We start from the raw sequence: 12,232 nt of genomic DNA on the forward strand, positions 1-12,232 counted from the left end.
TCCAGTTAATGAATGGTAAAGCAGAATGTATATTAATCGATTTTTCTTCTTATTTACGCTATAAGGGGCAGGAGGCCCTTTTTAAATCAGGGATTGAATTAGAATGTCATCATGATAAATTAAAATCGGTTTAAATCCAAGGCCTTTAAACTTTTGCAATGCTTCAGGGTTATTTTTGTTCACAAAACCGGACACTACAAGGATTCCTTTTTTTCTCACATATGCTACTAATTCTGGTAAAAGGGATTGCAGAATTCCCTTTCCTCTATATTTCTTGTCAAGGATTACATAATTAATATGAGCAACTTTATATAAATAAAGATTATAACAAAGAAACCCCACTACTTTACCTTTATCATTACAAATCACAAGTACCTTGTGTGACTTTTGCAAAATTTCATTCGCTTTATCAGACGAAACCCGAAAATTTTTTACCGTAATATCAGTTAATTTCTTTATATCTTTTTTAGGTTTCCAGTCTCGAAAAAAATACATCATAACTTCTCCTTATCTCTATTAGATATAACAGTTATTCACTAGAAATATATAGCTGGTACATGTAAATACATAACCAAAAATCAGAAAACAGTATTTTAACAGGGAATCCCTTTAGAATAGTCCAAAGGGATTCCCTGTTAATTTCAAAAAAGCATCCTTCTAATCCCTTTCAAATTCCTTGATAGAAGTAGGTTCCTTGATAGAAGTGGGTTCCTTGATTGAAGTACCTCTATTATTGTTTAAAAAATTTTCTAAGACTCTTCTCAAGGCAGTCCTACGGCTGCTATTGCCAGTTCCAGAATTACCAGTTCCGGAATTACCAGTTCTTCTTAGTTTTTTGTTTGACACTGAAATCATCCCTTTGTTTTATAATTTTCCACATTACTAATTTATGTGTAATTTTCCCTTTTGCTTGGACAAGTTCATCAATTATTGCTCAGCGGTATGTTATGTATTCGTGCTACCAATCAATGTAATAATATGGTATAATCTTTGTGAATTAATTCACAAAAAAGGGTGTCACTGGTTATTATTCGTACTATTAACTCATAAGAGAAAGTGGGTTGGTTATATGCTGAAGAAAGTGGTTTTAGCGGGCGGGACTGGTTTTGTCGGTCAATACTTTGAAAGGCATTTCAGGAATTTGGGGTATGAGGTAAGGATCATCTCCAGGCAAACCCCTCATATTGGCTGGGAAGATAAAGAAGGAATAAGGGAAACGATCGATAATTCGGATATGTTAATCAACTTAGCAGGAAAAACGGTCAATTGCCGCTATAATGTCAAGAATAAGCAAGAAATATTGGATTCACGAACTGATACGACTGAAGTGCTCGGACAGGCGATCGAACAATGTGAAAATCCACCTTCACTATGGATAAACTCAAGTACGGCAACGATATACAGGCATGCTGAAGATAAACCAATGACGGAAGAGGATGGTGTGATCGGTTCAGGCTTTTCCGTTGATGTAGCTAAAGCATGGGAGCGCTCATTTTTCGATTTCCAATTACCCAAGACGAGACAAATTGCTTTACGGATCGCCATTGTATTGGGCGATGGGGGAGTGATGACCCCTTATAGGAATTTGGTTAAATTCGGCCTGGGAGGCCATCAAGGATCAGGAAATCAGAAATTCAGTTGGATACATATAGAAGATTTATTTAATATTGTCCTTTTTTTGAGAAAGAATGAGGAATTGAGCGGGGTATTCAATTGTTCTTCACCGCATCCAGTTACAAATCGCGAATTAATGGCCCATTTGAGAAAAATCATGAATAAAAAGATAGGAATGCCATGCCCAACACCCATGCTTGAAATGGGGGCTTTCTTTATGGGGACCGAAACGGAATTGATATTAAAAAGCCGCTGGGTCATACCTGAGAGGTTGGAAAAGGAAGGGTATGCATTTAAATTCCATCATCTTGAAGAAGCACTTGAACAGATACTGAGGAGCACTAATTAAGGGTATAAAATACCGGAGATTGATTGCTATAATGATAGATAAAAGATCAATAATGGAGGGGAATCATAAATGAATATGACTCCATCTGAAAAAGTCGGAAGATTCACAACAGGGATATTTTCAGAGTTGGCTACCCGCAAGCAGGAAGCAATGAAAAGAGGGATGGATGTTATCGATTTGAGTGTAGGAAGTCCGGATTTACCACCGCCTAATTTTGTAGTGGAAACGCTTGTGAGATATGCGAAGGATCCAAATTCCTACGGGTATACGTTAAAAGGTACGCCTGAGTTCCATGAAGCAGTCCGTTATTTTTATCAGCAGCGGTATGGAGTGGAGCTGGATGCAGAAAAGGAAGTCCTTCAACTGATGGGATCCCAGGATGGACTTGCACACTTGGCAACGGCGATGATAAACCCGGGAGATTATGTGCTGGTGCCAGATCCGGGATATCCAATTTATGAAGCGAGTGTAGAGCTTGCCGGCGGAATCATTCATCCGATGCCGCTTACTGCCGATAACGGATTCCTCCCCCAGCTCAACGAAATTCCGGATGAAATAGTGCAAAAAACGAAAATGATGATCATCAGTTATCCAGGAAATCCTGTCACCTCCCTTGCTGATGAAGTTTTCTTTTCAGGAGTCATATCGTTTGCGGAAAAGAATGAAATCTTGGTGGTTCACGATTTTGCTTATTCTGAGTTGATTTTTGATAATCATCCACAAATTAGTTTTATGTCCATTCCGGGTGCCAAGGAAGTAGGAATTGAATTTAATTCACTTTCCAAAACATTTAATATGGCCGGATGCCGCATTGGGTATGCGGTCGGCAATCGCGATGCGCTGAACATTCTGGGAACTTTGAAATCACACATCGATTATGGGGTCTTTTATCCTATCCAAAAAGCTGCCGAAATGGCGCTTACTTCCAACCTTTCGCTGCTATCCGATCAGGTTAAGGAATACGAGTCCCGTCGAGACGCCTTGATATCAGGCCTTGCCGATGGGGGATGGCATGTCCCGAAAACCTCAGCCACGATGTTTATTTGGGCCCAAATTCCAGCTGGGTGGAAATCACGCGATTTTTCCTATGCATTGATCGAAAAAGCAGGGGTTACAGTCGTCCCCGGAGATGCTTTCGGGAAGCAGGGTGAAGGGTATGTCCGGATGGCTTTGGTCCAACCGGTTGAGAGATTGACGGAAGCTGCTGAACGGATTCGATGGTTTTTGAAGGGGAATTGAGTGAAAATTCTAGCAGTTGAAAGGAAAAGTGAAGGTTCGAGTATTAAATAACTCTAAGGATTTAATCTCATTCAAATATGAAAAGCATCTATCATGCCTATCGTTTTCTTTACTTTCATTCAATATGTTCAGGATATAAGAACGCTCGATCACGGATCGAACGTTCTTTCTTTTTGCTTTCTCCCGCTTAAATATTTTTTCGTGATTTTATTTAAAATGAAATTAGCTGATGCAGCAGAGATTGCAGCAAGTATCATTAAAGGCATTTGCGAACGTTGAACAAAAATGGCCTCATGGGATAATGTACCGCCGATCTGACCTGTTCCCGAGAAATCCGGGTCATAAGCAGCAGCTAGAATCAGTCCGGTTAATACTTGCAATATCATGAATATCAATAAGAAACAAATCGTGGAAAGTAGATACTTTTTCATCCTTACTTTACACCTCCTCAATCATTTATGGATTCCCTGTTTGGGAGTTCCTGCTATTTACATTTTTCGTAATTAAAATCGGAGGATATCCGCAGGCTTGCCGATTACCTCATATTTATAAACCGGGGGCAAATGATAGGTGAATTCGAAAAGGATAAATTGGCTCAGCAGTATAAACGGTTTTGGATGGCAGAGGATTTGCCGCCAGTATCCATTCGGGGGAGATTGAGAGAAAAGGTTTGCGGACGGTGACTTCCAATTCGCCTATAGAGGCAGAAGCTTATTTTCTGAAGGAAGGAATCAACTGGCACGCTGAGGAGTATTTAGACCTTGAGGAGGTTGTTACTTACTTGTTAAAGTAAGGCGCTCTCTAGCTTTTTCTAAAACTACTTTTATGTTTAAGAGAAGGTCCATCCTCGGATGGGCTTTTTTATGTTTATGGGAAACTAGCGAGATAGATTATTAATGGAATATCCGAACGTAAAAAGGACAAGCCGCATAATATATAGCAAGTCCGTAACTATCTTCAATGAAGTGGGCTTAATATGATAGAGAGGGGGGAAAAGCAATGATCAACTGGAGAGTCCGTCTTAAGAACCCGACGTTTATATTCACGGTACTCCTTCCTGGGCTTTTAATATTGGCGCAGATGGTTGCCGCATTCATAAACAATTTCATTACCCCTATAGGCTTTACCATTACTGATGATGCATTGAACGGGGCTTTGGGCATCATTAACTTCATAGCGCTTACATTCTTTGGGGTCGGCGGTGTGGTCGATCATACCACAAAAGGTATAAGTGACAGTGAGAATGCTAGAAAATACGAGGAGCCTAAATAATGGGCCTCGATTCTTTCATCTACTGAAGAGTAGAATTCACCAGAGAACACCGGAATAGTTACACACCGGCGATCTCTGGTTATTTGTTTTTTTGCAAAGATTATGATGAACGAATTAAAAAATGATTTTTGGTCTGAAAACCGAAAGGCAACATACATTTAAAATTGTGGTTCATTTTCAGTTTGGGGAGGAAAAAGGATGAGTTATAGTTTACCAGTTTCAAAATGGCTTGCAGCCATAGTATTAATTGGAGCATTGATGGCGGCATTCATATTCAGTCCGGCTAATGCTTCAGCCTCTATCAATTATGGTGATGAAGTTGCCGCTTTGGCAAAGAAGCAGGTGGGGAGCAAATATAAATATGGGGGGACGACACCAAAAGGATTTGATGCTAGCGGTCTTACCCAGTATGTATATAAAAATGCCGCGACAGAAATGAAGATTCCAAGAACGAGTGCCGAACAGTATAAAATAGGAAAGGCTTTGAAACAAAAAGACTTAAAAGCGGGTGATTTGGTCTTCTATGCCACCGGTAAGAAAGGGCAGGTCTCTTTTGTAGGAATCTATTATGGAAATGGTACATTTGTCGGGACCACCACCAAAGGGGTCAAGGTGGTCAAAATGAGTGATAAGTATTGGAAAGAAAAATATATAGGGGCAAAACGAGTCATTAAGTAACAAGCTGATTTTCATATGAAAAAAGTCGAGCAAAAAAAAGGGCATCGAAAATCCGATGCTCTTTTTGCTAGTCATATCCGGGGGTCATTCATTCAATGATGATATCCGTTAAAACAACATTGCCATTACGGACCTTTACCACGGCCACTGAAGGATTGGCCAATGCGTCCTTCTCCATCTCTTTTGCCTTTTCTTCGGATGCGAAATAATTGTCCAGACCGTATCTGATCTGTATGGTTTCCGCATTTTGAAGCTCATATGGGATTTCCAATTCCCCTTTTAGGTAAACGCCTTTGGCGGGTTTTTCTTTCGTTACGTAATCAACATCGTATAGTCCATCAGAGTTTTGTTTTAAACGTACATATACCTTTTTATAATCACCCATCTTCCTTGTATTGAACTCGGTTTTAATCGAGTCATCGACTTGGGATGGTTTAACGGATTCAATTTCGTATTTCAAAGCCACATAGCTTCCCCTAAATAAGTCAGTCGGATCAACCGGGGCTGTTTTGATTTTGATTACATCTCCTGTCATTGTTGTCCAGACCGGAGGAATCGCCAAGACTAACAGAATCAAGACTGGAATGGAAAATATGAAGAGTGGACGGAATGATGGATTATTCATTGAGTTCCCCTCCCTTTTTTCGTTGATTTTCAAAGAAGAAGCCAAAACCGATAAGCATGATTCCACCGATAATGAATGTAAGCGATTTTGGCAGGAAGTCAAAGGAGTAGATGTAATATCTGAAAATCAGTGCACATATTATCACGATGCTGGTCAAACTGCCTTTTAGAATGAGATAAAGCAGAAAAACGAAATAAGCTAAAGGGAACCAGATTGAAAAATCAAAGGTTAGGAAGAGTGCCGTAATACCATGTAAGATATGCCCTTGTATGTGGGTGATGTTTTGTAATTTGGCTCTTACAGGAATATAGGCAAGCACGATTCCCAGTACAAACAGAATAGAAAGCACAATCGTATTCGAATTTTCAACATCCAGCTTCGGCACGAATTCCATAAGAAATAAGGCAATTGTATTGATGGCTAAAGCGTTAATGAAAAAGGTCAGATATTTAGGGTAATCGAATTTCTTTAACAAAATGTATAAAGCCGGTAGAAATATAAGAATGGCAAGCGGATAAGACGTTTCATCAGCGAATATACTTCCGTTAATATAAATGAAAAGCAGGAAAGATGTAAAAAGGAGGATGAAGACATCCTTCAAATAGTATCCAATGAATACCGTTCCGATCGCCCATAATAAAAAGGAACTGTTGAAATTGATGGTAATATTAAACATCTGCTCGATTAGAAAAATTCCTGCACCAAAAATCAGAATACCTGCATAATGCAGACTTCGTGACGTTTTGGGAAAGCGTACCTGCACCTTCACGCCAGCAAAATTCACTCCGATGAGGCATGCAATGATAAGCAGGAATTTAACCGCTTTACTTAAATAGATCCAGTTACTGGCTACGAAGGTCAATATGCCTAAACCTAAAAGAAGTGCCCCAATGGATAATAGAATAGTGATGAAGCTCAAATTACCTTTTATATCATAGGAACCTAACATCCTCACTTTCTCTTGCTGGGAGATGACTCCTTCCTTTTCAAGGTAATTAAATTCATGTTCAAGAAACTCGAATTGCTTTTTCGTTATTTCTTTGTTGGCCAAAGTAACTCCTCCTTCCACATTTTACTATTATACATCGTATTCTCTTGCAGCTTTGAATATAATGTTAATTTTCTTCTACCCTAATTGGAATGCATGTAAGACCAAAAAAATATTTTCAGTACCTTGCAATAAACAATACCGTGTGGTAAATTATTTACATAAGATGTATTGTTCGGTGTTCAGTACTGTTTATTGAACTATACTAAAAGACTCTTGGAAGGAGTGATGGTGCTTTGAATGTACAATTTAAAAAGGGTGTCCTGGAACTGTGTGTCCTGGTCTTATTGGATAAGCAGGATCGTTATGGTTATGAACTTGTACAGAAGATTTCGGATCAAATTGAAATATCGGAAGGGTCGGTATATCCACTTTTGCGACGATTGACGAAGGAAGAGTATTTTACGACTTATTTGCAAGAATCAACAGAAGGGCCTCCGCGCAAGTATTATAAGTTAACCGACAAAGGCCGGAGATACCTTCAAGAGCTGCTGATGGAATGGAATGAATTTTCCAATGGGGTCAACCAATTAATCAAGGAAGGTGTGAACCAATGAATAAAGAACAGTTTTTAAAACAATTGAATGCCTCTTTAACCAGACTTTCCTTAGAGGAACGGGAAGATATCCTCCAAGATTACGAAGAGTATTTCGCAATTGGAATGGAAAAAGGGAAGTCAGAGCAGGAAATCTCCACCTCCCTTGGAAATCCTAAACAGATTTCCAAGGAGCTGATGGCATCCTATCATCTTGGCCAGGTCGAACAAACGACTTCTGCCGGTAATGTAATGCGGGCAGTTTGGGCAGTCATTGGTTTGGGATTCTTTAATTTAGTGATCGTTTTGGGACCTTTTATAGCATTGGTTGGAGTTGTCATTGCAGGCTGGACTTCGGCGATAGCATTCATTCTTGCTCCGTTTGGCGCTCTTTTCAACCTTGCGATAGGTAACTTTCAGTTTTTCGACCTGTTCTTCGCATTGGGACTAAGCGGGATTGGCATTTTCATTGCCATGGGAATGTTTGTTGCTACGAGTGCTTTAACCAAAGGGTTCATTCGCTATTTAAAATTTAACGCTTCCCTTGTGAAAGGCGGTTTGAAAAATGATTAATGCTAAAAAATTATCGATTATTGCACTTGTATTGTTATTGGTCGGAGTGATAGGAAGTCTGTTTACGTTTTCCCAAGTTATGGACCAGAAGGCGACTACAGAGGAAAAAACGATTTCAGAGATCGTGACGGATGTTCAAATCGACACTGACAATGCAGTTGTAGAGATTCTTCCAACGAAGGATAAGGAGACCCGGATTGAGTTGGTTTCAAAAGGGGTGAATGTTTCCAAGTTGGATTTCACTGCAGATGTGGAAGGAAAGAAGCTTTCGGTAAAATTAGAAGACCGAAGTACCTTTAGCTTTGGTTTTCATATACAATCCTTACATTTAAAAGTATTTGTACCTGATAAATCTTATAAATCCTTTGTCGTCGAGTCTGATAATGGAAAAATGCAAATATCAGGATTGAAAAGTGAAAATCTAATGGTTGAATCTCAAAATGGCCGGGTTGAACTGAATGATATAGTAACCGAAAAAGTCGAAGTGAAATCTGCTAATGGGAAACTAGATCTTAATAATGTAGAGGGAAAACTGGTTGGGTCATCGAATAATGGTAAAATCACATTGGTCACGAAAGACTTGGATAGGATGATCGACCTCGAATGTAATAACGGTAAAATCATGATCAAAACGGAGAATGAACCAACAAATACAACTTTCGATGTTCATGTCGACAATGGGAAAGTAGATATCCTTGGTAAGCATGAGGGAAATACTGTCATTGGCAAAGGTGAAAACTTAGTGAAACTGGAAGCGAATAATGGGAAAATCGAGATAACGAAATAGTCGTGAAGCATGAAAAAGCCGACCCAATTGGGATCGGCTTTTTCAATTATGCGGCCATTTTTTTTTCATAAACAGAAGCTAATATTTGTTGGAACAAAGTACTGATCGGCTAGAGAGGAATTGACGAGTTTCCAATAATAGAGAAGATGCTAGTGGTTTTTCATTTTATAATAGCGTGGGTAATTTGCTAGAAGTGGTCCCCCTTCTAAGGAAATAATGAAAAACATTTTAATGTTTTTCCTTTTAGATGTTTTTGGAATTATAATATAGAAAATAATTATGTTAAAAGTAATGAATGAACCGTGTAAGTCCGCCATCATATGTAAGGAAAAATTTTATGGAAAATGACTTCAAAAGTATGGGGGCTGTAGAATGAAATTCAATAAATTGTCATTAGATATATTTAAACGTACGATTTTCACTCGCAAGAAAAGGGAAAAGGACTATCTGAAGAAAGGATTCGAAGAGCAAAAAAAGGTTTTTAATATAGTGGAGAGTTCTAAGGATATCATCTACTGCTACGAATCAAATCCAAGTTCCAAGTTCAGGTATTTAAGTCCATCCATCAATACACTTTTAGGTCAAGGTGTCTTGGAAGAAGCATACAATGACCCTTCCTCGCCTTTTGAAAGGATTCATCCTGATGACTTTGAAATCCTAAATGAAAAGATATACGTTGGGATTGATTATACTAAGCCGGTCATTCAGCGCTGGCGAGATATCGAGGGGAATTATTTGTGGTTCGAGGAATATGCTACACCAATATATGAAAAAGAGCGATTGGTAGCCGTTCAAGGAATCATTCGGAATATCGATGAAAGAGTGAGATTCATACAGGATATTGAGTATCAAATGTCCCATGACCCATTAACGAATATACATAACCGACAGTTTTTCGATAATATATCTGCCAAATCCAATCTGGATTTTGATACTCCGGTTGCCATGATTTTGTGTGATTTAGATGAGCTGAAATTTATGAATGATACGTATGGCCATAAGAAAGGGGACGAATTGATTAAAAGCGGCCAATCTATTGAAACGGATTCTCTCGGACATCGCTGTTGTATCAAGAGTGGGAGGGGATGAGTTTGCCATACTGTTGATTGATAGAAGCAATCGAGAAGTGGAATCTCTTTGTGAATTATTAAAGCAAGAAATCCTTCTGCAAAACTCACTAAAAAAAGGCCCTCACATCAGTATGTCAATCGGGCATGCTTACCGTTCGCATTCCAAAGGGAATATGGATAGCTTATTCAAAGAAGCGGATCAAAAAATGTATCAAGATAAACGGCGAAGAAAAGAACAGAAACTCGTTCGGGCGGGTAGACTTTAGTAAGGGTGTGTAATACATGGAAAAAGGTTTTCTTATATTTTCTGGCGTTTCTTTTTTAGTTGGCATTATTATTCTTTTTATCTCAAAAATAGTTACTGCTAACTTAGAATTAGTAAATAATATAGGTATAAATGTTATACAAGATTATAACTTTAATTATTATGCTATAGTCTCTTTTGGGATAGGAATTATATTTTTATTCCTTAGTTTTTATCAATATTTTTCAAAAAGGTAAAAGGACCGGAACCGATCAATTAACTAAGACCGGGATTTTTGTGTGTTTTCAAGGATATCAATTAAACAATAAGCTTGGTCAAGACTAATATCATAAGTGATAACAGCATTCATTCTACTCTTCATTCATTCTTATCATAATTTAATAGCCCTTTTTTCAGATATAGAGATTGACGTGTTTTTACTTTTCTAAGTGTTTATAAGGTTCTCCTTCTTCATTACTATACGAATCTCTTCATGCTGTTTCTCAGTCTTATGTAATAATTGTCCCGTAAAGAAATTGTTGGGATAATGCGCCGCTGGAAAGTCTTTTGGCAACTTTAAGGGTTTGGCGGAATAAAAAAATATACTAATTTAATGGATGTTACGGGAGAAGTTTCGAAGAAGAATATAATGTTCATCGTTATCAATCGGGATTTTTACAAAACCGGGACCAATTATTAGCCGCTTAAGCACTTTTTATAATGTTCGTAGAATGGAGCCCAGTGTCATACTGGGCTTTTATTTATATATATATATTTAGGTGCACGAAATAAATCATTCGCTTATTTTAACCAATTTTAGTAAACTGGCAATGACTATTTTAATTAGAAGGTGAAGGGATATGAGGGAAACCTTAGTGGATGAACGGGTAAGAGGGTCTGATAAAATCTGGACACGTGATTTCATCATGATCTGTTTGGCAAATATGTGCATCTTCATGGGGTTTCAAATGACGATGCCGACCCTCCCGCTGTTTGTTGAGCAGCTTGGTGGTGACGACCGCCTGGTGGGGGCTGTTCTTGGAATCTTCACTTTTTCGGCCTTGCTTGTTCGGCCAATTGCCGGCAGATTATTGGAGACGAAGGGAAGACGCATCGTTTTTCTTATTGGGTTAGCCATTTTCGCATTGTCAGTGGGTTCCTTCGGTTTTATGGGGAGCATCGGCTTGTTATTCATGATGCGGATTGTACAGGGCGTCGGCTGGGGATTTTCTTCAACGGCTTCAGGAACGATTGCTTCCGATATCATCCCTGCGAAACGACGTGGTGAGGGGATGGGTTATTACGGATTATCGGGTAACTTAGCACTGGCATTCGGGCCATCATTGGGTCTTTTTCTAGTTACGGTCCTTCCGTTTCAAGAGTTGTTTCTGATTTGTTCATTATTAGGCTTGTTTGCCATCATTACTGCATCACTTATTCGATATCAAAAAGTGGAAAGTGATCCATCGACGGCAGTGGCAGCCAAAAGGTTTGATATATATGAAAAAAGTGCCCTTCAGCCATCTTTGCTCATTTTCTTCATTTCCGTTACATTTGGTGGAATTGCAACCTTCCTGCCCCTTTATACAGCGGAAAAAGGTGTAGATGGGATCCAGTGGTACTTTTTGGTATATGCAATGGCCCTCATGGTCACGAGATTATTTGCGGGCCGATTATATGACCGAAGGGGACATCGTGCAGTATTTGTGCCCTCAACATTACTCATCATGACTGGGATGCTACTGCTCGCGTGGATGCCTAATGAAGCGGTCCTTTACACCGCTGCAGTGCTTTATGGATTTGGATTCGGTTCTGTTCAGCCGGCGCTGCAGGCATGGTCGATTGAAAAGACGGCACCTAATCGGAAGGCGATGGCGAATGCAACATACTTTTCATTTTTCGATCTTGGAGTGGGTATAGGTGCCATCGTGTTCGGGCAGATAGGCTTCCTCTTCGGCTATAGAAGCATCTATATCACGGCAGCCGCCTCGATTTTCATTTCAATGATCGTTTATCTATGCATTATCAGGAGCGAGGATAAAGTAAAATCAATGGAAAGACGCTGAATGGCTTCAATGGAAGTCATTCTTTTTTTTGAGTCAGGAGGAACACCACTGGCTTCGTTGTTTCATATACGTATCATCCTGAATATTTAAAAAATGGAAAAACTTTGTTATTATCGAAAAGAGAATATACAT

14 protein-coding genes and 1 pseudogene are annotated in these 12,232 nt (G+C 39.1%); 11 read left to right on the forward strand and 4 right to left on the reverse strand.

Annotated features, from left to right (window positions below; translation table 11 throughout):
- Window positions 1-81: 81 nt before the first annotated feature.
- Entirely contained in the window at window positions 82-495 is a 414-nt protein-coding gene (locus tag ABIE66_RS03520) for a GNAT family N-acetyltransferase (protein WP_289323723.1), read from the reverse strand.
- A 574-nt stretch (window positions 496-1,069) separates the two neighbouring features.
- Here ABIE66_RS03520 and ABIE66_RS03525 point away from each other — a divergent pair.
- Both ABIE66_RS03525 and ABIE66_RS03530 read left to right on the forward strand, forming a co-directional pair.
- The gene (locus tag ABIE66_RS03525) at window positions 1,070-1,963 is read left to right on the forward strand and encodes a TIGR01777 family oxidoreductase (protein ID WP_289323724.1); all 894 of its coding nucleotides are present in this window, start codon (window positions 1,070-1,072) and stop codon (window positions 1,961-1,963) included.
- A 69-nt stretch (window positions 1,964-2,032) separates the two neighbouring features.
- Complete coding sequence (locus tag ABIE66_RS03530) at window positions 2,033-3,202, forward strand: LL-diaminopimelate aminotransferase (RefSeq protein WP_370013873.1); 1,170 nt, start codon at window positions 2,033-2,035, stop codon at window positions 3,200-3,202.
- A gap of 149 nt (window positions 3,203-3,351) precedes the next feature.
- Here ABIE66_RS03530 and ABIE66_RS03535 read toward each other — a convergent pair whose 3' ends face one another.
- Window positions 3,352-3,633 carry a hypothetical protein gene (locus ABIE66_RS03535; protein ID WP_370013874.1) on the reverse strand — a complete coding sequence of 94 codons (282 nt, stop codon included), beginning with the start codon at window positions 3,631-3,633 and terminating at the stop codon, window positions 3,352-3,354.
- Window positions 3,634-3,815: 182 nt separating this feature from the next.
- On the opposite strand from ABIE66_RS03535, the gene ABIE66_RS03540 reads away from it, so the two are divergent.
- From ABIE66_RS03540 to ABIE66_RS03550, 3 genes are all read left to right on the forward strand, one after another.
- The gene (locus ABIE66_RS03540) at window positions 3,816-3,995 is read left to right on the forward strand and encodes a hypothetical protein (RefSeq protein ID WP_370013875.1); all 180 of its coding nucleotides are present in this window, start codon (window positions 3,816-3,818) and stop codon (window positions 3,993-3,995) included.
- Between the two features lie 206 nt (window positions 3,996-4,201).
- Complete coding sequence (locus ABIE66_RS03545) at window positions 4,202-4,474, forward strand: phage holin (protein WP_289323730.1); 273 nt, start codon at window positions 4,202-4,204, stop codon at window positions 4,472-4,474.
- Between the two features lie 198 nt (window positions 4,475-4,672).
- Entirely contained in the window at window positions 4,673-5,152 is a 480-nt protein-coding gene (locus ABIE66_RS03550; protein ID WP_289323731.1) for a C40 family peptidase, read from the forward strand.
- 88 nt (window positions 5,153-5,240) lie between these two features.
- On the opposite strand, the gene ABIE66_RS03555 is transcribed toward ABIE66_RS03550, so the two are convergent.
- The gene (locus ABIE66_RS03555) at window positions 5,241-5,777 is read right to left on the reverse strand and encodes a GDYXXLXY domain-containing protein (RefSeq protein WP_289323732.1); all 537 of its coding nucleotides are present in this window, start codon (window positions 5,775-5,777) and stop codon (window positions 5,241-5,243) included.
- A complete protein-coding gene (locus ABIE66_RS03560; protein WP_370013876.1) occupies window positions 5,770-6,828 on the reverse strand; it encodes a DUF2157 domain-containing protein in 1,059 nt (352 codons plus the stop codon). The genes ABIE66_RS03555 and ABIE66_RS03560 overlap by 8 nt, the downstream gene beginning before the upstream one ends.
- Window positions 6,829-7,061: 233 nt before the next feature.
- Here ABIE66_RS03560 and ABIE66_RS03565 point away from each other — a divergent pair, with 233 nt between their 5' ends.
- The 6 genes and pseudogenes from ABIE66_RS03565 (at window position 7,062) to ABIE66_RS03590 (ending at window position 12,100) form a co-directional block, all read left to right on the forward strand.
- Window positions 7,062-7,382, forward strand: a complete 321-nt coding sequence (locus tag ABIE66_RS03565; protein WP_289317952.1) for a PadR family transcriptional regulator — start codon at window positions 7,062-7,064, stop codon at window positions 7,380-7,382.
- Window positions 7,379-7,933: a DUF1700 domain-containing protein gene (locus tag ABIE66_RS03570; RefSeq protein WP_289323735.1), complete on the forward strand. Its 555-nt coding sequence runs from the start codon at window positions 7,379-7,381 to the stop codon at window positions 7,931-7,933. Before ABIE66_RS03565 ends, ABIE66_RS03570 begins: the two co-directional genes overlap by 4 nt.
- Window positions 7,926-8,720 carry a DUF4097 family beta strand repeat-containing protein gene (locus ABIE66_RS03575; RefSeq protein WP_289323736.1) on the forward strand — a complete coding sequence of 265 codons (795 nt, stop codon included), beginning with the start codon at window positions 7,926-7,928 and terminating at the stop codon, window positions 8,718-8,720. The genes ABIE66_RS03570 and ABIE66_RS03575 overlap by 8 nt, the downstream gene beginning before the upstream one ends.
- Window positions 8,721-9,092: 372 nt before the next feature.
- Window positions 9,093-10,056 (forward strand): annotated as a pseudogene (locus ABIE66_RS03580) (sensor domain-containing diguanylate cyclase).
- A 16-nt stretch (window positions 10,057-10,072) separates the two neighbouring features.
- Entirely contained in the window at window positions 10,073-10,291 is a 219-nt protein-coding gene (locus tag ABIE66_RS03585; RefSeq protein WP_370013877.1) for a hypothetical protein, read from the forward strand.
- 603 nt (window positions 10,292-10,894) lie between these two features.
- A complete protein-coding gene (locus ABIE66_RS03590) occupies window positions 10,895-12,100 on the forward strand; it encodes an MFS transporter (protein WP_289323737.1) in 1,206 nt (401 codons plus the stop codon).
- Window positions 12,101-12,232: the final 132 nt, after the last annotated feature.

It is taken from the genome of Peribacillus sp. B2I2 (genome assembly GCF_041261685.1).
Lineage (GTDB): Bacteria > Bacillota > Bacilli > Bacillales > DSM-1321 > Peribacillus.